Annotated in this window: 16 protein-coding genes; 6 read left to right on the forward strand and 10 right to left on the reverse strand. The window is 72.0% G+C overall.

All coding sequences use genetic code 11. The features are described from left to right. Window positions 1-44: 44 nt before the first annotated feature. Window positions 45-1,379 (reverse strand): ABC transporter substrate-binding protein, encoded by a 1,335-nt coding sequence (locus ACWGR4_RS25045; RefSeq protein ID WP_380042914.1) that lies wholly within the window; start codon window positions 1,377-1,379, stop codon window positions 45-47. A 119-nt stretch (window positions 1,380-1,498) separates the two neighbouring features. Then, window positions 1,499-2,683, reverse strand: a complete 1,185-nt coding sequence (locus tag ACWGR4_RS25050; RefSeq protein WP_452132902.1) for a substrate-binding domain-containing protein — start codon at window positions 2,681-2,683, stop codon at window positions 1,499-1,501. A 249-nt stretch (window positions 2,684-2,932) separates the two neighbouring features. On the opposite strand from ACWGR4_RS25050, the gene ACWGR4_RS25055 reads away from it, so the two are divergent. Beyond that, a complete protein-coding gene (locus ACWGR4_RS25055; RefSeq protein ID WP_452132903.1) occupies window positions 2,933-4,873 on the forward strand; it encodes a DUF2264 domain-containing protein in 1,941 nt (646 codons plus the stop codon). A 13-nt stretch (window positions 4,874-4,886) separates the two neighbouring features. On the opposite strand, the gene ACWGR4_RS25060 is transcribed toward ACWGR4_RS25055, so the two are convergent. The 3 genes from ACWGR4_RS25060 to ACWGR4_RS25070 form a co-directional block, all read right to left on the reverse strand. Continuing rightward, a complete protein-coding gene (locus ACWGR4_RS25060; protein ID WP_452132904.1) occupies window positions 4,887-5,555 on the reverse strand; it encodes a class I SAM-dependent methyltransferase in 669 nt (222 codons plus the stop codon). 266 nt (window positions 5,556-5,821) lie between these two features. Beyond that, the gene (locus tag ACWGR4_RS25065; RefSeq protein ID WP_380007251.1) at window positions 5,822-6,412 is read right to left on the reverse strand and encodes a lytic polysaccharide monooxygenase auxiliary activity family 9 protein; all 591 of its coding nucleotides are present in this window, start codon (window positions 6,410-6,412) and stop codon (window positions 5,822-5,824) included. Window positions 6,413-6,639: 227 nt separating this feature from the next. Continuing rightward, window positions 6,640-7,371, reverse strand: a complete 732-nt coding sequence (locus tag ACWGR4_RS25070; protein ID WP_452132905.1) for a FadR/GntR family transcriptional regulator — start codon at window positions 7,369-7,371, stop codon at window positions 6,640-6,642. A 153-nt stretch (window positions 7,372-7,524) separates the two neighbouring features. Here ACWGR4_RS25070 and ACWGR4_RS25075 point away from each other — a divergent pair, with 153 nt between their 5' ends. From ACWGR4_RS25075 to argS, 4 genes are all read left to right on the forward strand, one after another. Beyond that, entirely contained in the window at window positions 7,525-8,079 is a 555-nt protein-coding gene (locus ACWGR4_RS25075; RefSeq protein WP_380007257.1) for a gluconokinase, read from the forward strand. Further along, a complete protein-coding gene (locus ACWGR4_RS25080) occupies window positions 8,076-9,473 on the forward strand; it encodes a GntT/GntP/DsdX family permease (protein WP_452132906.1) in 1,398 nt (465 codons plus the stop codon). The genes ACWGR4_RS25075 and ACWGR4_RS25080 overlap by 4 nt, the downstream gene beginning before the upstream one ends. A 144-nt stretch (window positions 9,474-9,617) precedes the next feature. Further along, window positions 9,618-10,226, forward strand: coding sequence for a TetR family transcriptional regulator C-terminal domain-containing protein (locus ACWGR4_RS25085; RefSeq protein ID WP_452132907.1), 609 nt, complete (start codon window positions 9,618-9,620; stop codon window positions 10,224-10,226). Between the two features lie 72 nt (window positions 10,227-10,298). Next, complete coding sequence (gene argS / locus ACWGR4_RS25090) at window positions 10,299-12,023, forward strand: arginine--tRNA ligase (protein ID WP_452132908.1); 1,725 nt, start codon at window positions 10,299-10,301, stop codon at window positions 12,021-12,023. A 119-nt stretch (window positions 12,024-12,142) separates the two neighbouring features. Here the strand turns inward: argS and ACWGR4_RS25095 are convergent, their stop codons facing one another. Both ACWGR4_RS25095 and ACWGR4_RS25100 read right to left on the reverse strand, forming a co-directional pair. After that, complete coding sequence (locus tag ACWGR4_RS25095) at window positions 12,143-12,958, reverse strand: hypothetical protein (protein WP_452132909.1); 816 nt, start codon at window positions 12,956-12,958, stop codon at window positions 12,143-12,145. A gap of 4 nt (window positions 12,959-12,962) precedes the next feature. Then, entirely contained in the window at window positions 12,963-13,640 is a 678-nt protein-coding gene (locus tag ACWGR4_RS25100) for a papain-like cysteine protease family protein (RefSeq protein ID WP_380007272.1), read from the reverse strand. A 237-nt stretch (window positions 13,641-13,877) separates the two neighbouring features. On the opposite strand from ACWGR4_RS25100, the gene ACWGR4_RS25105 reads away from it, so the two are divergent. After that, window positions 13,878-14,813 (forward strand): hypothetical protein, encoded by a 936-nt coding sequence (locus tag ACWGR4_RS25105; RefSeq protein WP_452132910.1) that lies wholly within the window; start codon window positions 13,878-13,880, stop codon window positions 14,811-14,813. 117 nt (window positions 14,814-14,930) lie between these two features. Here the strand turns inward: ACWGR4_RS25105 and ACWGR4_RS25110 are convergent, their stop codons facing one another. The 3 genes from ACWGR4_RS25110 to ACWGR4_RS25120 all read right to left on the reverse strand — a co-directional run bounded on the left by ACWGR4_RS25110 (window position 14,931) and on the right by ACWGR4_RS25120 (window position 18,318). Further along, window positions 14,931-15,875 carry a DUF6114 domain-containing protein gene (locus ACWGR4_RS25110; RefSeq protein WP_452132911.1) on the reverse strand — a complete coding sequence of 315 codons (945 nt, stop codon included), beginning with the start codon at window positions 15,873-15,875 and terminating at the stop codon, window positions 14,931-14,933. A 72-nt stretch (window positions 15,876-15,947) separates the two neighbouring features. Further along, entirely contained in the window at window positions 15,948-16,604 is a 657-nt protein-coding gene (locus ACWGR4_RS25115) for a DUF6230 family protein (RefSeq protein ID WP_452132912.1), read from the reverse strand. A gap of 223 nt (window positions 16,605-16,827) precedes the next feature. Further along, window positions 16,828-18,318 carry an MFS transporter gene (locus tag ACWGR4_RS25120; RefSeq protein ID WP_452132913.1) on the reverse strand — a complete coding sequence of 497 codons (1,491 nt, stop codon included), beginning with the start codon at window positions 18,316-18,318 and terminating at the stop codon, window positions 16,828-16,830. Window positions 18,319-18,434: the final 116 nt, after the last annotated feature.

Here is an 18,434-nt window from a genome sequence, read left to right on the forward strand (position 1 = left end):
TCGTCGCCGGGCGGGCCCGGCGCGAGGCGTCGACGGTCGGTCGGCTACTTGACCGAGATGCCGCGCTTCTTCAGCTCCTCGACCGTGGTCTTCTGGGCCTCTTCCAGGGCGCCCACGATGGTGCCGCCGCTGGAGAGCTTGCCGAACTGGTCCTTGAGGATGGTGTTCGTCTGCGTCATCGACGGGCCCCACGTCCAGCCGGCGCCGACCTTGCCCGCGGCGTCGGTGAACAGCGGGTAGATGTCCTGCTTGCCGAAGTAGCCGGTGTCGAAGAACTGCGAGGCGGTGGGCACCAGTTCGGTGGCGGCCGGGTAGGCGCTGGAGGTGCCGGAGGCGATCCGCGCGGAGATGCCCTCCTTGGTGGTGGTCATCCACTCGATGAAGGTGAGCGCGGCCTTGCTCTTCTTGCTGTCCTTGCTCACCGCGAAGGTCGAGCCGCCGAGCATGGCGTTGGCCGGGGTGCCCCAGTCGGGCAGCGGCGCGACGGCCCACTTGCCGGCCAGGTCGGGCTGGCTGCTCTTGAGCACGCCCGCGCTCCACGAGGCGCCGACGATGCCGACGGTGCCGCCGCTCTTGAGGTCGGCGTTCCACTGCTGGCTGAACGAGGGCTGCACGCGCACCAGGTCGTCGGAGACCAGCTTGTTCCAGTACTCGCCGACCTTGCGCGAGTTGGGGTCGGTGAGCGAGACCTTCCAGGACTCGCCCTCGGTGCCGAACCACGCGCCGCCGGCCTGCCAGGTCAGGCCCGCCATGGTGCTGGGGTCGTCGGGGTAGAAGGTGCCGATCCGGGCGTTCGGGTCGGCCTTCTTGACCTGCTCGGCGGCGGCCCGGTACTCGTCCCAGGTCTTGGGCACCGCGATGTTGTGGTCGGTGAAGAAGTCCTTGCGGTAGTACAGCGCCATCGGCGCGGCGTCCAGCGGCACCGCCCAGGTCTTGCCGCCCAGTTCGGTCAGCTTGTTGACCGACGCGGGGAACTTCGACTTCAGCCCGGACACCTTCGAGGTGATGTCCTGCACCGCGCCCTGGCTGACGAAGTCGGGCAGTTGCGGATACTCGATGGTCAGCACGTCGGGGGCGTTGCCCGCCTTGACCGCGTTGGACATCTTCGCGTAGCCGCCCGCGTTGCCGGACGGGATCTGCTCGTACTTGACCTGGATGTCGGGGTGCGACTTGTTGAACGCGTCCACCACTTCCTGGGTGCCCTTGGTCCAGGACCAGAAGCTCAGCTCCTGCTTCTGCCCCGGGGCGCCGCCCGCGGCGGGGCCGGCGCCCGTGTCCTTCTTCTTGTCGTCGTCGCCACCGCCGCAGGCCGTGACGAGGCTCAGGGCGGTGACTATGCCGACGAGAGCCGTGCCGAGTCGGATGGATGTGCGCTGCATGGATGCTCCTGGGTCGAACCTGCATCGAAGGCGATAGCGAGCATCATTCGTTCAGGAGCGAACAGCGTCAAGAGCAAATGAACAATCGATGAAAAACGAAACTCGCTATGATCGTTCGATCACGCAGGGGTTCGGTCGGTTTCGCTCGTTCGCGAGGGGGTGGTCGGTGTCGGTACGGCGGACAGGGTCGCTCCGCTCGCCTCGATCGGCGCGTCCGGGTCGACCGGCTCGGTGGTCGACCGCAGCCGCAGCCTCGGCACCAGCGAGATGTGTCGGGGTGCTCGTCCCTCGTCGCCGTCGGCGAGCCGCGCGGCAAGCAGTTCGACGGCGATCCGGCCCACCTCGTGCTTGGCCGGCGCGATCGCACTCAGCGGCGGGTCGGCCAGCGCGGCCACCTCGTCGTCGTAGGCGATCAGCGCCAGGTCGCCGGGCACGTGCAGGCCCGCCGCCCGCAGCCGGGACACCAGGAGCAGTGCGTCCTGGTCGTTGTGCACCAGCGCGGCGGTGGCGGCGCCGGTACGCGCCGCCTCGATCACCCGCGTCACCGCCCGGTCGAAGCCGTCCGCGTCCTCGCCCGGATGCGGCGTCTCCACCCCGGCCGGATCCGGCGGGGTCAGCCCGAGCGCGGCCATCGCGGCGGTGTACCCGGCATGCACGGCGGGCGTGGTCGGGCTGCCCAACCGGGCCACGAGCAGGATGCGCCGGTGGCCGAGCGTGCCCAGCCGGCGCACCGCCTGGGCAGCGCCGAGCGCGTGGTCGGAGGCGACCCGGTCCAGGTGTTCCAGCCCGGAGCCGATCTCGGCGCGGCGCTCCACCAGGACCACCGGCACCGGCAGGCGCCCCATCCACGCGTCCTCGCCGCCCGGTCCCGGCGCGCGCGAGGGGGTCAGCAGCAGCCCGTCCACGCCGCCGCGCAGCAGCTGGTCGACCTGATCGCGGTCCTCTGCGGGCAGATAGCGCGAGATGCCCAGCACGAGCCGGCCGCCGATCGCCTCGACCGCGTCCCGGGCGCCGCGCACCACCTCCGGGAAGTAGTAGGTGGCGGACGGGACGAGCATGCCGATCGTCGGGCCGTCGTGGCCGTTCACGGGAGGCCGGCCCGCGGTGGGCGCGGCCGGGCGCGCGTGCGGCAGGGTGGCGCCGCCGTGTACCCGCGCGAGCAGCCCGCTCGCCACCAGCGCGGTGACGTCGCGCCGCACGGTGACCAGGGAGACGCCCAGTTCCTCGGCGATCTCCACCACCTTGACGCTGCCCCGCTCGCGGGCCGTCCTGAGAATGAGTTCCTGTCGCTGTTCCGCCAACACCGTGGACGTCGTCCTTCCGAGTCGCGCACGCCTGCGCCCGGCGTGCCCCCCTGGCGTCCGGCTGCTGTCCGGCCGCCGCCTCAGCCTAGGGCATCGCCATTCGATTTTGATTGAAAAGGATCGTTCGATCAAACCGACTCTTGACCTGATCGATCGACCCCACCTAGCGTGTCGACGGCCGAACGGGTCGAACGGTCGATCGGTGGGCGCGAGAACGCCGACGGCCGAGCCGCCGAGTCGAGGAGATCCGTGAACACACCGCACCCCTTCGTGCTCCCGCCGGAGGACCGCACGCTGAGCCCGTACACCGGTTGGACGCGCGCGCATTGGGAAGCGGTGGCCGACGGCCTGCTCGCGGCGGTGCGCCCGTACCGCTCCCCCGGCGGCGCGCTGATCACCCTGCCGGGCCGCACCAGCTGGTCGGGCGTACGCTCCGACGGCCTGGAGGGGTACGCCCGCACCTTCCTGCTCGCGGCGCTGCGCGCGGCCGGCGCCGCGGCCTCCGGTCGGCCGGTCCCGGCCGGCCTGCTCGAACCGTACGCCGACGGTCTGCGCGCGGGAACCGCCGCACCGGGCACGGCGGATCCGGAGTCCTGGCCGGCCGTGGTCGACCGCGGCCAGGCGATGGTGGAGGCCGCGTCGGTGGCACTGGCGCTGCATCTGACGAAGGCGCACCTGTGGGACCGGCTGGACGAGCCCACCCGGGAGCGGGCCGCCGACTGGCTGGCGGGCGCCCTGCGGCACGAGCCGGTGAACAACAACTGGTGGCTCTTCCCGGTCGCGGTCGGCACCTTCCTGGAGGCGGCCGGCCGGTATCCCGAGCAGTCCCGCGCGGCGATCGAGCGCGGTCCGGCCCGCATCGAGGACTGGTACGTCGGCGACGGCTGGTACACCGACGGCGCGGGCCGCTACTTCGACCACTACAACGGCTGGGCCCTGCACCTGTACCCGCTGCTGTGCGCGGTGGTGGCGGGCGAGCCGGTCGACCCGGTCCGGCGCGAGCGGCTGCGCACGTTCCTGACCGGCTACGGCCGCCTGTTCGACCGCACCGGCGCGCCGCTGCACCAGGGGCGCTCGCTGACCTACCGGTTCGCCGCGGCGGCTCCGTTGTGGCTGGGCGCGCTGGTGGACGCCACGCCCTACTCCCCCGGCACCACGCGGCGGCTGGCGAGCGGCGTGCTGCGGCACTTCCTCGATCGGGGCGCGGCGGCGCCGGACGGCCTGCTGTCCCTGGGCTGGTACGGCCCCGACCCGGCGACCGTGCAGTCCTATTCGGGCTCGGCGTCGCCGTACTGGGCGGCCAAGGGCTTCGTCGGCCTGCTGCTGCCCGAGGACCACGAGGTGTGGACCGCGCGCGAGTGCGCGGGGCCGGCCGAGAGGGAGCGCGCGGACAGCGGGCTCGGGCTGCCCGGGCCGGGTCTGCTCGTACACTCCGGCGGGGGCTCGGCACGGTTGCTCAACCACGGCGCCGACCACCAGCCGGCCGCGCCGAGCGACGAACTCGCCCCCGACGACCCGCTGTACGCCCGCCTGTCCTACTCCGCGGCGACCGGCCCCACCCGCGAGGGCGACCTCGCCGACAACCACCTGGGCCTGGTCCTCGACGGTCGGGTCACCGAGCGCGGCCGGGTCGAGCCGCTGGGCGCCGGGTCGCACTGGGCGGCCTCGACACATGTGCCCACGCTCGACGGGAAGCCGGTTCCGGGCACCCGGGTCGTGTCGGTCGCCGTGGTGCGCGGTGCGTACGAGGTGCGCGTGCACCGGGTCCTGGCGCCGGCCGGCACGGCGGTGCGCGAGACGGGGTGGGCGCCGGCGGCGGCGTTCGGCGCGGACCTGCGCTCCTCGGTGCACGGACCGCGGGCATGGGTGCACACCGACGCCGTACACGCCGGCCTCACCGGTCTGCTGGGCTGGGACCGGGCCACGATCCACCCGGCGCCGCACGGGACGGCGTTCGGCGCGGCGGCCGAGGTGCCCGCGCTCGACGGCGTCGCGACGGCCGGCCCGCTGGTCACCGTGCTGTCCCTGACCTGGGCCGACACCCCGCCCGGCCCGGCGCCGCGCGCGACGGAGCCGGCGCCGGGCGCGGACGCCGGGTGGGGTGTGGACATCCGGTGGGGCGACGGCACCGTCGGCCGGGTGCGGGTGTCCGCGTCGGGAGAGTGCTCGGTCGCCCACGAACCGGCCTGACGGCCGGGGAGGTTCAGGTCTTCGGCAGGCGGCGCACCATCAGCGTGTTGTCGATGCGGGTGACCGGCCGGCCCTCGGGGTCGTTCTGGATGCGCTCGTGCTCCTCGCTGCGCAGCACCTCCCACTCCCCGTCCGGGAGTTCGAGCGAGGCCAGCACCTCGTCGGGCGTGGGGAGCGCCATGTCGGGCGTCGGGTCGGTCTCCCACGGCGGCAGTCCGCAGTGCCCGACGACCAACAACACCCCGCCCGGGGCGACCGCCGCGACCGCCTTGCGCAGGATGCGATCGCGGTCGATGCCGGCGTGCGAGTGCAGGAAGTGCGCCGAGATCAGGTCGAAGTCGCCCTCGGGGAAGGTCTCGTCCAGGTTGTGCCACTGCCAGTCGACCAGGTCGGCGACCCGCGCCTCCTCGGCGTGGACGGCGGCCCGCTCTAGGGCGATCCGGGAGACGTCGACGCCGGTCACCCGCCAGCCGCGCTGGGCCAGCCAGATCCCGTCGGCCCCCTCGCCGCAGCCCAGGTCCAGGGCGCGGCCGGGCGGCAGGTCGGCGGTCTCGCGGACCAGCGGGGCGTTCGGCTTGCCGCTCCAGATCCGCTCCTTCTCCGCGTAGCGCGCATCCCACGACTCGGCGGGCGTGAGCGGGGCGGTCGGCGGCTCGGCGGTCGGGGGCTTGTCGTCGGTCATCGCGGACGTCCTCCAGGGCGATGGCGGTGAGCCCGGTCGGCGCGACCGGGCGGGCGGCGCGTGGTCCGTCGCCCGTGCGCATGCTCCGCCCGACGGGGGTCGCGTGACAAACCTTGTTGCCGAGTCGGCAAACGGGGCCTGCCGGAGGAGGACATCGCGAACGTGCGTGGGCCGGTGGGCCGTCGCATCGCGGCGACCCACCGGCACGTTCGCGATCGTGTGCCGTCCGAACCGTCCGGGCTACTCGGGCTACTCGGGCTGCCGGATCAGAACGTCACGTCAGTGCACTGGTAGAAGGCGTTGCCGGTGTCCGCGATGTCCCAGACCGCGAGGACCACGGCCCGGCCACTGCGCCCACCGGGGATCGTGCCGGTGTGCGAGACGACGGAACCCGGCTGTACGCCGTTGTAGGGGACGGTCAGGAAGGGCGTGCTCTCCAACTGGGCCCGGGTGATCTTCTGGCTGGGCGACCAGCTCGCCTTGGTGATGAAGTAGCGGAACGACGTGGTCGCGTGCCGCGCGGTGAGCTTCCAGGTGAAGGTCTTGCTTGCGCCGGAAGCCAGCTGGGAGGTCGGCCACGCGCCGCCACGCGGGTCGTCCAGTTCGGCGAAGCGGCTGTTGCCGCCCGCACACAGGGTGCCGTCGGCGGGACCGCGGGTGGGGAATCCCTTGGGGCCCTCGACGCTCTGCGGCTCCCACTGGATCTCGCCGCAGTTGGTGACGGTGCCGTTGGCGCAGTAGGCGGCCCGGCTGGGCGGGCTGGTGACCCACCCGTGGCCGCTGGCGGTGCCGGCCAGGATCAGGGGAACCGAGACGGCCGGTACGGCCATCGCCGTCAGGATGGTCCTTGTACGCATGGAACTCTCCTTGGGGACGAGTGAATGCGAAGGACGTTCGAACGGTCCGGGTCCGCGTCGCACGCCTCATTTCACCGCGTGTTCACATCCGTATTACGTTCCTCAAGTTAAGAGGTCCAGACCAATCGGTCAATGGTTCGGATGCCGGCGCGGGTAACGAAGTCCCTTTTGGGACAAGGTGGTTGGTGATCTTCGGGGGGATATCGGGGGGTTGGTGATCCCCGACGTCAGCCGCGCCCGGCGGCCGGTTGCCCGGACTCCGGTGCCAGCACCTCGAGTTCGGCCATCGCCCCGACGGTGATCTCCCGGGTCAACCGCTCGGCGGCGGCCGCGTCACCCTCGCGGATCGCCTCGGCGACCCGCACGTGCAGGGTCACGGCCGGCGGGTCCGGGTCGGGGAACATCACGTGGTGGTGGGTGCGTCCGCTCAGCACCTCGGCAACCACGTCGCCCAGGCGGGCGAACATCTCGTTGCCGGAGGCGGTGAGGATCTCCCGGTGGAAGGCGATGTCGTGCACGAGGTACGCCGCCAACTGTCGACCGCGCGAGGTGGAGACCATGCCGAGCGCGTGCCCGGTCAGCGCGGCGCACTGGGCCGGCGTGGCGAACCGGGCGGCCAGCGCGGCGGCGGCGGGCTCGATCGCCGAGCGCAGTTCGGTCAGCGACCGCAGTTGGCGCGGCCGGTCGGCACCGGCCAGACGCCAGCGGATCACGTACGGGTCGAAGACGTTCCACTGCTCGGGCGGGCGCACGGTGACCCCCACCCGCCGGCGCGACTCGACCAGTTGCATGGATTCCAGTACCCGCACGGCCTCGCGGACCACGGTGCGGGAGACCTCGAAGCGCTCTTCCAGCTCGTCGGTGCGGAGCACCGTGCCGGCCGGGTAGGCGCCGGCCGCGATGGCGGGCCCGAGGGATTCCAGCACCTTCATATGCAAGCCCCGGCCCTCGTTCTCCATGGCGTCACCCTACTGGGCGGGGCCCGCCGAGCCGGTGCGATTATGTATGACTTAATTGCATCGAAGGCTTGATTAAGTACTACCTTTAGGTTTGGGTATGGGACGGCGCCCGAGCACGAGCCGGGCCGGCCGGGCCGAGACAGCGAGGTATCGATGAGCGCACCCCACGTCGTGGTCGTCATGGGTGTGTCCGGCACGGGCAAGTCCACCGTCGGTCGCCTCCTGGCCGCCGAACTGCGGGTGCCCTACGCGGACGCGGACGACTTCCACCCGCCCGCCAACATCGCGAAGATGTCGGCCGGGATCCCACTGGACGACGTGGACCGCGCACCCTGGCTGGACGCCATCGGCGACTGGCTCGGCGCGCACGCCGACACCGGAGGCGTGGTCGGCTGCTCGGCCCTCAAGCGGGCCTACCGCGACCGGCTGCGCCGCGCCGCGCCCGACGCGGTCACCGTCCACCTCGCCGGCGACCGCGCCCTGATCGCCGAACGGCTGCACGAGCGCACCGGCCACTTCATGCCGGAGACGCTGCTCGACTCGCAGTTCGCCGACCTGCAACCACTGGAGCCGGACGAAGCGGGTGTCTCCCTCGACATCACGCCCGGCCCGTCCACCCTCACCACCCAGGCCGTCGCCGCGCTGCGCCGCCTGGAGATATCACGCAATCCGGACACGCACCGGAATCCGAATCAGGGAACCCCATGAGCACCATCGACCTGCCGGCACTGGCGGCGGCTCCGGCCGCGCCGATCACCTCGGCCGGACACGCCCAACTGGGCCTGGCCGTCCTCGTCGGCATCGGCGTCATCGTCCTGCTGATCGGCAGCCTCAAGCTGCACGCCTTCCTGGCCCTCACCATCGGCTCGCTCGTCCTCGGCGCGGTCGCCGCCGCGCCGATGGACAAGACGATCGCGAGCTTCACCTCCGGGCTCGGCTCCACCGTCGCGGGCGTGGGCGTACTGATCGCGCTCGGCGCGATCCTGGGCAAACTCCTCGCCGACTCCGGCGGCGCCGACCAGATCGTGGACACCATCCTGGCCAAGGCGAGCGATCGCACCATGCCGTGGGCGATGGCGCTGATCGCGGGCATCATCGGGCTGCCGCTGTTCTTCGAGGTCGGCGTGGTCCTGCTGATCCCGGTGGTGCTGCTCGTGGCCAAGCGCGGCAACCACTCGCTGATGCGGGTCGGCATCCCCGCCCTGGCCGGGCTGTCCGTCATGCACGGCCTGGTCCCGCCGCACCCCGGGCCGCTGGCCGCCATCGACGCGATCCACGCCGACCTGGGCGTGGTGCTCGCGCTCGGCGTGGTGGTCGCCATCCCGACGCTGGCCATCGCCGGTCCGCTGTTCGGCCGCTACGCCGCCCGCTGGGTGGACATCGCACCGCCGGAGCAGCTCACCCCGGAGCGGCCCTCGGAGGAGTTGGAGCGCCGGCCGAGCTTCGCCGTCACCGTGTCCACCGTGCTGCTGCCCGTCGTACTGATGCTCGGCAAGGCCCTGGTCGACATCGTCGTGGACGATCCCGCCGACCGGGTCCAGCGGGTCGCCGACGTGGTCGGCTCACCGCTGATCGCGCTGCTGTCCGCGGTGCTGGTGGCGATGTTCACCCTCGGCCGGGCGGCGGGCTTTCGCCGCGACCGGCTCGCGACCACCGTCGAGAAGGCGCTGTTGCCGATCGCCGGGATCCTGCTCATCGTGGGCGCGGGCGGCGGCTTCAAGCAGACCCTGGTCGACGTCGGCGTGGGCCGGATGATCCTGGACATCTCCGAGGACTGGTCCATCTCGCCGCTGCTGTTGGCCTGGCTGATCGCGGTCGCCATCCGCCTGGCCACCGGATCCGCGACGGTGGCCACCATCTCGGCGGCCGGCCTGGTGGCACCGCTGGCGGCGGACATGAGCACCACGCACACCGCCCTGCTCGTCCTGGCCGTGGGCGCCGGGTCGCTGTTCTTCAGCCACCTCAACGACGCCGGGTTCTGGTTGGTCAAGGAGTACTTCGGGATGAACGTCGGTCAGACGATCAAGACCTGGTCGCTGATGGAGACGATCATCTCGGTGGTCGCGGGCGGCTTCGTGCTGTTGTTGTCGCTGGTGTTGTAGCCCGACGAAGGTCGTGTCGTGGCCCGACGACGGTCGGGTCGTGGCTCACCAAAGGTCTGGACCGATCGCCGGGTCGACGCACGCCGCCCGCGCCCCGGGCACCGGGTCCACCGGAATCGCCCGGTCAGGCCGTAGGCTGCCGGTATGTCGGGTCCCCGGGATGCAGCTCGTGACGAGGACCGGGTGCGCGCCGTCGCCTTCCGGCTGGTGGTCGCGGGCGGCGGCGCGGCGGTCGCGCCCGAACGGGTCGCCGCCGCGCTCGAACCCCCCGTGACCGACCTCGGCCTGGCCGACGCCGACGACGTCCTGCTCGCCGCCGTGCACTGGTCGCACCGGCGCATCGCCCGGCGCTTCTTCGACCTCACCGCCGGCCGCTTCGGTCTGGCCGCGCTGCGCGAGGGACTGACCGACCTGCTCCCGCTCGACGCGGACCGGGTCGACGAAACCGTCCTCGAACTGGCCATGTGGCACCGGGCCCGGGTCAGCGCCAAGGTCGCCGAGAACAACCGGCGCGAACGCGAGGACCTGCGCGTGATCGTGCGCGGCGTGCTGGCCGACGCCCGCGACGACGGCGAACTCGTCGACGGCGTCGACGTGGACGCCGTCGCCGCCGGCCTGCTCGCGCTGATCGACGGATTGAGCGTGCACGTCCTGCTCTACCCCGACCGCATGCCGGCCGCGACCGCGGCCCGCACCCTCACCGCCGAACTGGACCGCATCACCCGCCCGGCCCCGCCCGCCGACGATCGCTGAACAACGCCGATCGCCGCGCAGGCGCCGGAAATCCAGGTGAGCGCAGCACGCCGAGTCGGCTAACTTCCGGGCATGGTCAATCCGGAGAAGCTGCTGATCGAGCGGCTGGCCCCGGCGTTCGCACAGGTCGCGGGTACGCCCGTCGACCCGTCGATACGCCGCGGCCGGCACGCGGACTTCCAGTGCGACGGGGCCCTGGGCCTGGGTCGACGACTGGGCCGCGACGCGCGTGAGGTGGCGGCCGACGTTCTCCGACTGGCCCGACTCGGCGACCTGTGCCCGACGGCCCGCGTCGCCGGACCGGGCTTCATCGAACTCGACCTCGACCCCGCCCGACTCGGCACACTGCTCGCGGACATCGCCGCCGATCCCCGGCTCGGCGTGCCCCGCACCGACCGTCCCGAGACCGTCCTCGTCGACTACTCCGGCCCCAACACCGCCAAGGAGATGCACGTCGGCCACCTGCGCTCGACGATCATCGGCGACGCGGCGGTGCGGATCCTGGAGTGGCAGGGCCACACCGTGCTGCGGCGCAACCATCTCGGCGACTGGGGCACCCCATTCGGCATGCTCATCGAGCACCTGCTCGACGTCGGCGAGGCCGAGGCCGCGCACGAGTCGTCCGTCGGCGACCTGACCGGCTTCTACCAGGCCGCCCGCCGCGCGTTCGACGCCGACGAGGCATTCCGTGAGCGCTCGCGCCGGCGGGTGGTCGCGCTCCAGGCGGGCGATCCGAGCACGCTGCGTCTGTGGCACGTGCTGGTCGCCGCGTCCAAGGCGTACTTCACCACCGTCTACACCCGTCTGGGCGTGCGGCTCACCGAGGACGACTTCTTCGGCGAGAGCCACTACAACGACCGACTGCCGTCCGTCATCGAGGAGTTGTCCGCGGCCGGGCTGCTGCGCGAGAGCGAGGGCGCACAGTGCGTCTTCCCCGAAGGCTTCACCAACCGCGAGGGCGAGCCGCTGCCACTGATCGTGCGCAAGAGCGACGGCGGCTTCAACTACGCCGCCACCGACCTGGCCGCCGTGCGGCAGCGCGTGCGCGAGGAGGGCGCGACTCGGCTGCTGTACGTCATCGGCGCACCGCAGCGCGAGCATCTGGAGATGGTCTTCGCGACCGCGCGGTCCATGGGCTGGTTGCCCGCGCCCACCCGGGTCGAACACGTCGACTTCGGCTACGTGTTGGGTGACGACGGCCGGATCCTGCGGACCCGGGCGGGCGCGTCGATCAAGCTGGCGGACCTGCTCGACGAGGCGGTGGCCCGGGCACGGGCGGCGATCGCCGGGAAGAACCCGGACCTGGACGCGGACACCCGGGCGGAGGTGGCCCGCGCGGTCGGCATCGGCGCGGTCAAGTACGGCGACCTGTCGGCGGATCGGCGCAAGGACTACCGCTTCGACTACGACCGTATGCTCGCCTTCGACGGCAACACCGCGCCGTATCTCCAGTACGCCCGGGTCCGGAGCCTGTCGATCCTGCGCCGTGCCGGCATCGAGACGCCGGACCCGAACGTCGTGCCGATCGTGCGCGAGCCGGCCGAACGGGAGTTGGCCCTGCGCCTGCTCGCGCTGCCCGAGGTGATCGAGGAGGTGGGCGCAACACTGGACTTCCACCGGCTCACGCAGTACCTGTTCGCCCTGGCCACCGCGTTCACCACGTTCTTCGAAAGGTGTCCGGTACTGCGCGCGGAGCCCGGGACCCGCGACTCCCGGCTGACCCTCTGCGAACTCACCGCCCGCACCCTGGCGCTCGGCCTGGACCTGCTCGGCATCGAGGCGCCCGACCGCATGTAATGCGCGCAGCGCGAAAGGGCCTTCCCGGCAAGGGAGTCGGCGGGGGTGGAGACCCGACTCCCCGTCGCCGGGAAGGCCCTGCTCACGTCGCCGGCAACCGCACCGGCGTCGGCCCGGGTTCAGGAACGGCGCCGCCGCACCCGCACCACGACGCCGCCCAGACCCGCCACACCGAGCAACCCGGCCGCGGCGAACGCGGTGGGCGCCATGCCGAACGGGTCGTCGCCGGAACCGGACCGCACCGCACCCGGGTCGGTGGGCCCGAAGCCGCCCGCCAACCCCTTCGCGTCGTAGCCGGAACCGGGCAACTTGTCGGCGTACGCCCGGTGTACCCGCCGCTGGTAGGCCGCGACGGTGGTCCCGCCCGCGCCGATCGCGTGCTCGGCGTCGGCGTTGAGCGGCGACACCCGGTCGCCGGCCTGTACGTACCAGGCGTTGATCTGCGGCTCGCGGAAGACCACCCCACCGGGCGCCAACCGCGCCCCGGTGGCGACGTAGCGGGCCTCGTCGTCACCCTCGGCGATGTTGACCACCTGCGGGCCCTGCGCGGTGTCGGCCGTCCAGACCGACGCCCGGCGGCCGTCCGCGGCGACCGCCGTGCCGGCCAGGAACTCCCGCCGGGCGATCGGTACCGCGGCGCCCGGTCGGGCCGCGACGAACTCCGGGGACAGCATGTACACGGCGACCACGTCGCCGTCGATCCTGGGCGCCGCGTTCGGCGCCGTGAGCGCGCCGTCCCGGGCGAAGAACCTGGCCAGTGTGTCCAACGTGCCCGGCGCGGCGACCACGTCCCGGGCGGCGCTCACGCTCGCCGCGTCCGGCGCCGGCGGCGCGGGAACGGACGAAGCGTGCGCGGCCTGGGGGGTGAGCGTCAGGGTGAGCGCCGCGGCCAGGGTGCCGGCCGCGAACAGACGCTTGATGGGGCCTGTGGTCATGGCGTCACGCTCCGATCCGGTAGAGCGAGTGGGTCCAGGAGAACTGGTTGTTGTTCACGTACCAGTTGTGCGACGCCCAGTTGTAGCGGGTGCTCGACGGCCACGGGTCGCCCCAGTAGACCCAGCTCTGCGCGGTGTCGTAGCCGTAGATCACGTGCATGTGCCCGCCGCCGGACGACCATTGGATCCGGGTCTCGATCGGCCGGTTGGCGTTGATCTCGGTCTGTACGGTGCTGTACTGGAGCCAACCGTTCACATAGGAGCCGGAGTTGATCCCGGCCCAGTCCAGCGCGTTCTGCACGTTGCCCAGGTTGGCCTGGGAGTTGGGGCACTCGGTGTTCTGGGATCGGCCGAATGCCGCGTTGCAGAACTGGTTCTGGCTGTAGCCGCGGCCGTACCAGGTCGCGATCGTGTTGCCGGCTCCCGCCCAGCACCAGTTGCTCTTCTGCTGGGCCTGCATGGTGATGTTCAGCCGCTTGGCGCCGAGCGCGACGGGCGCCGCGACGTCGGTCGCGACGGAGGCGGAAGTGGAGCCGGAGCCGGCGGCGGCCGAGGTGGACGTGGTGGCGGAAGCCGCCGACGGCACCGCGAACAGCGCGGAGAGCAGGGCGACCACGGCGAGGGTCACCGCGGCACCGCGCCGACCGGACGCGGGGCCCGTGCGTGGGGACGTTCGAGTCATGGCGTTCCTTCCGTAACGGAGGGACGAGAGGTGGAACGTGGCGCGCGTCCGGACGCTGCAAGGTGGAGCATCGGGTGTTGTCGTGGTGTCTTTCAAGACGCTTCAATGCGGGGTGAAGCGGTGGTGTGAACGTCTCGACCGGCGTGTGAACGACATGCGACCGGTCGACCGGGACACCTCGGCCTGGACCGCCGGCCCCGACCGGACGGCCGTGAACGTTCACAAGGGAGGCGAGCGATGTCGCGGACCGATACCCGACCCGATCCGGTCGAGGCGGAACTGGCGAGGGCGTTGCGCGCGGGCCCGTTCCATCTGGCGTTGCGCGCGGCACTGGCCGCGCGCGGCCTCGCCCTGCACCGCGTGCAACACCGGCTGGCCCAGCGCGGCGTACACGTCGGGGTGACCAGTCTCAGCTACTGGCAACAGGGCGCCAGGCGCCCGCAGCGCGCCGAATCGTTGCGCGCGGTAAGGGCGTTGGAGGAGGTACTGGAGTTGCCGCCGCGCGCGCTGACCCGGCTGCTCGAACCGGCGACCGGCGAGCGCACCGCGTCCCGGCCGTATCGCGCGGTGGTCGAGGAGTCCGGCTCGCTGGGGCGATTGCTCACCGATCTGGAATCGCCGGCCGATGGCGGACTGCACACCGTCTGCCAGTTGGAGCGGGTCCGGGTCGGCCCGGCCCGCGAACTCCAGGGCCGCGCCTCGCAACACGTGGTGCGCGCGCACCGCGACGGGGTGGACCGCTATCTCGCCATCCACGTCGGCGACCCGGGCTGTGCGCCCGAGCGGGTACGGGTGCGGGCGAACGAGAACTGCCGGGTGGGCCGGGTGCGGTGGAGCGGCGATTCGGCCGTTCTGGTCGCGGAGTTGTTGTTCGACGCGCGGTTGCGGGCCGGTGACACCTACGTGTTCGGCTACGGCTTCGAGGACGGCACGGGCGGACCGAGCAAGGAGTATGTCCGCGGATTCACCTTCCCCTGCGGGCAGTACGTGCTCCAGGTGCGCTTCGACCCGGCCGCACTACCCGTGCACTGCCGCCGCTTCACACAGAGCACGGCGACCGCACCGCGCGCCGGCCGACGCGACCTGACCCTGAACGGCCGCCACTGCATCGTCCACCTGGCCGAACAGGACGTCGGCCCGGGCCTGCTCGGGATCGGCTGGGACTGGACCTGAGCGGCGGCCCGATCAATCCGACGTCACCGCCCCGCCCTGGCCGAGGCGGTGCGCCGGATCCACGACGGGGAGGGCGTCAGCGCGCTGTTCGACATGTGACGGTGGGGTCGCGCCCGCTCAGGTGAGCTTCAGGTCCGTGGTGATCCGGTCGGTGCGGACCAGCGCCTGCTCGGCGCGGACGTCGGTCATGAACACGAACGGCGGGATGATCGGGGGCAGCGGCAGGCCGTCGGCCGCGAAGTCGAGGCAGAGCAGGCCCTCGATACAGCCGTGCAGCCTGGTCAGGTAGATCCGGACGTGCCCGTCCAGGTCGAGCCGGGTGGTGTCGATCCGCATCCCCGGCCCGGCGCCGTCCCGGGTGGACAGGCGATAGTCGCGCAGGCGGGCCGAGTCCATGGTCAGCACCAGTACGCGCAGCGGTCCGCGCGCGGTGTCCAGGGTGGTCACCCCGGCCAGGGCGAAGCCGACCGGGGCGAAGAAGCTCGCGGTGATCGCCGGGGGTGTGGCACCGACGACGATCCGCTCGGCCGGTGGCGCGGCGGTGACGGTGGTGGCGGTGCTCCGGCCACCGCCGTGCGCCACCGCTCCGGCCCGGTTCTCGACCGGGCCGAGGATGGACGCAACGAGCAGCAGGGGCAGCAACACGGCGATCGTCACGGTCTCGCCGCCGGCGGACACCCGGTTCGGCCGCCACGCGACGCCCATCGCGCTGCCGAGCACGCCGAGCAGCATGCCGAGCAGGAAGCCGCCGAGGTTGGCCGCCACGAACGACGAGATCGAGACGATCATCGCGAAGATCCCGACGAAGTGCCGGTGTCGGGCCGCGAACCACATGAACAACCCGGCGACGATCAGGATCACTCCGATCGCCAGGCTCGCGATGCCGGCAATCCCCAGGCTGATCATCACCGGCAGCGGGGACAGCGGGACGGCCAGGATCTCCAGGCCGCCCGCGATCAGATACACCCCGCTCCAGAACGGCCGGGTGCGCCGCCAGCGGCGCACCACCCGCCGCGCGGCCCGAAACGGCAGGTAGCGGTCCAATCTCGATCTGGGCTCCATGTCGTTCCGTCCTCCGGAGGTGACGTGCGAGCGCAAGCGGCAGCGGCAGTGACCGCACCGGTGGGATCGGGATCAGAAGCAGCCGGCGCCGTCGAGGCTCACCCCGACGCGCAGGCCCCGGAGGTTGAACGTGCCGCCGGTGGCCGACCATGCGTGCGAACGCACGCCGGCCACCGAGACGTCGCCCGCCTGGAGGCCGAACGTGCCGCGCTCGCCCTGCGCACCGGACACCTTGTCCAGGGTGGACGCGTCGCGGCCGATCTCCACGGTGCCGAACTGCGCGTCGCCGACCAGGTCTTCGGCGCTGATGATCAGGTTCTTCGCGGTCACCGCGCCCGCGTCGCCGCCGGCGGTGAGCTTGAACGTGATCGTCCCCAGTGGGGTTTTGACCTTGGCCGACTGGCAGATGTCGCTCAGCGTCGCGTCGCCGACGGCGAGCATCGAGACCGGGTGTCCCTTGCCGTCGAGTGAGGTGTTGGTGCTCACGTAGGACGACAGGCCGGCGCTGCTCAGCTTGCCCGAACTCACCTGGAAACTGGTCCCGGACACCGCGAACGAGGCGGCGAGGGCGCCCTGTGCCATGGCCAGGGTGAGGACGCCGACCACGCCGAAACCCACCGCGCCGAGCGCCGCCGCACGCCGCCAACTCGTGCCCCCCTCGTCGGCCTGCGCCGACGGGCCGCCCGTACCGAGGTCGCGTTCCGATGCCGAGCCGTTTCGTGCGGACACTGTGTTCCCCTCTCGTGGGACCGGGCCGTTCACGAGTCGCCGAGACAACGCGCACGCACGCGAGTGGGCCGGGACGCGTCGCGGGACATCGGGGCGGGGCAGCGGGGCGGGGCCGGATTTCGGTGCCGCGGGGCGATGCCGTGGGACGCGGAGCGGAGCTGCCTTCGACGCTGTGCGTATATACCGTGCCGGGGCCGAGAATAGGCGCTGTTTTGAATAAAAGTCAACGGATTTTCGGGAACTCTCCGGCATCCTCCTCAAGCGCCGAACGGGCTGCGATGGGGGTCGTGGTGGTGGAGTGGCGGCGTAGCGCCAGGGTGGCCAGGAGACCGATGGCCATGCCCACGGCGGTGAGCAGGACGACCACGAACTCGCCGTCGGCGGTGGCCGTTCGCAGCGCGGCGCCGGACTTGCCGTCGGTGCCGATGTCGGCGATGGCGGTGAACACCGCGAGACCGATGGCGTTGCCGAGGTTGAGGGTGGTGGAGGCGATGCCGTTGGCGACACCCTGCTCGGCGGGAGCGGTGCCGGTGGCCGCTGCGATCCACATGGCGGTCCAGACGATGCCCTGCCCGACGCCGGAGACCACGAGTCCGGGTACGAGCAGGCCATAGCCGGCGCCCTCGTCGAAGCCGACGGCGAGTACGGCGGTACCGATCGCGCCGATCACGAAGCCGATGATGAGCGTGCGGCGATTGCCGAACCGGGTGGCCAGGCGCTCGCCGAGTTGGGTGCCGGCGGCGATGGCGACCGAGGGGATCAGGAAGGCGAGTCCGCTCTCCAGCGCGCTGTAGCCGTGCACGCTCTGCAGCAGCACGGTGAGGAAGTAGGGCAGCACGCCGAAGGTGGCCATGTAGATGAACGTGATCGCCATCCCGACGGTGAGGCTGCGATTGCGGAACAGCCGGAACGGCATCAGCGGATCCCGCGTGCGCGCCTCGACGGCGGCGAACGCCGCGAGGAGCAGCACGGCCAGGACGAACGCGCCGACGACCCACGGGCTGCCCCAGCCCAGTTCGGGACCCTCGACCAGGGCGGCGACCAGGAGGGTGGAACCGCCGGTGACGCCGAGCGCGCCGGGCAGGTCGAACGGGCGGCGGATACCCCGGGCCGGGTCACGGGGGATGACGAACAGCGCGGCGAGCGCGGCCAGTCCGGCGAGCGGGACGTTGACGAAGAACACCGCGGGCCAGCCGAAGTTCTCGGTCAGCACGCCGCCGAGCAGGGCGCCGATGGTCAGCCCGCTCGCGCCCGCGCCACCCCACACCGCGAGAGCTCGATTACGCTTCGGGCCTTCCTCGAACAGGGTGTTGATCAGGGACAGGGTGGCCGGCAGCAGCAGTGCGCCGCCGATGCCCTGGATCGCGCGTGCCACGATGATCGTGCCGGAGTCGGGCGCGAGGCCGCCCGCCAGCGAGGACAGCGCGTAGACGAGCAGGGCCGTCACGAAGGTTCGGCGTCGGCCGAGCAGGTCCGCGGCGCGCCCGCCGACCAGCAGGAAGCCGCCGGCGAAGACGACATACGCGCTGACCACCAACTGCTGGGTCTGGCCGGGGAAGCCGAGGTCGTCGCCGATCTCGGGCAACGCGACGAACACGATGTTGAGATCGAGGGCGTAGATCAGCTGCGCGAGGGCCAACAGGGCCAACGTCCAGCCGAGGTGTCGCCCGCCGGCAGCGGCCCTCGGCGGTGTCGGCGCGGAGAAAGTGGACATGCGGATACGCCCTTCGTGGGTCACCGGATGGTTCCGGCACTCGACGGGCGAGGTCACCCGGCCGAGGCCGACCGTACGAATGATTGCGTACAGTCGGACTGACAGGCAAGGCCGGT

Source organism: Embleya sp. NPDC055664, from assembly GCF_053618075.1.

What these genes read in the sequence shown, in the direction of transcription:
- ACWGR4_RS25045 (WP_380042914.1), bottom strand. Translation starts at nt 1,379, where the DNA reads ATGCAGCGCACATCCATCCGACTCGGCACGGCTCTCGTCGGCATAGTC.
- ACWGR4_RS25110 (WP_452132911.1), bottom strand. Translation starts at nt 15,875, where the DNA reads ATGGAGCCCAGATCGAGATTGGACCGCTACCTGCCGTTTCGGGCCGCG.
- ACWGR4_RS25060 (WP_452132904.1), bottom strand. Translation starts at nt 5,555, where the DNA reads ATGACCGACGACAAGCCCCCGACCGCCGAGCCGCCGACCGCCCCGCTC.
- ACWGR4_RS25070 (WP_452132905.1), bottom strand. Translation starts at nt 7,371, where the DNA reads ATGGAGAACGAGGGCCGGGGCTTGCATATGAAGGTGCTGGAATCCCTC.
- ACWGR4_RS25105 (WP_452132910.1), top strand. Translation starts at nt 13,878, where the DNA reads ATGTCGCGGACCGATACCCGACCCGATCCGGTCGAGGCGGAACTGGCG.
- argS (WP_452132908.1), top strand. Translation starts at nt 10,299, where the DNA reads ATGGTCAATCCGGAGAAGCTGCTGATCGAGCGGCTGGCCCCGGCGTTC.
- ACWGR4_RS25075 (WP_380007257.1), top strand. Translation starts at nt 7,525, where the DNA reads ATGAGCGCACCCCACGTCGTGGTCGTCATGGGTGTGTCCGGCACGGGC.
- ACWGR4_RS25085 (WP_452132907.1), top strand. Translation starts at nt 9,618, where the DNA reads ATGTCGGGTCCCCGGGATGCAGCTCGTGACGAGGACCGGGTGCGCGCC.
- ACWGR4_RS25080 (WP_452132906.1), top strand. Translation starts at nt 8,076, where the DNA reads ATGAGCACCATCGACCTGCCGGCACTGGCGGCGGCTCCGGCCGCGCCG.
- ACWGR4_RS25095 (WP_452132909.1), bottom strand. Translation starts at nt 12,958, where the DNA reads ATGACCACAGGCCCCATCAAGCGTCTGTTCGCGGCCGGCACCCTGGCC.
- ACWGR4_RS25065 (WP_380007251.1), bottom strand. Translation starts at nt 6,412, where the DNA reads ATGCGTACAAGGACCATCCTGACGGCGATGGCCGTACCGGCCGTCTCG.
- ACWGR4_RS25100 (WP_380007272.1), bottom strand. Translation starts at nt 13,640, where the DNA reads ATGACTCGAACGTCCCCACGCACGGGCCCCGCGTCCGGTCGGCGCGGT.
- ACWGR4_RS25120 (WP_452132913.1), bottom strand. Translation starts at nt 18,318, where the DNA reads ATGTCCACTTTCTCCGCGCCGACACCGCCGAGGGCCGCTGCCGGCGGG.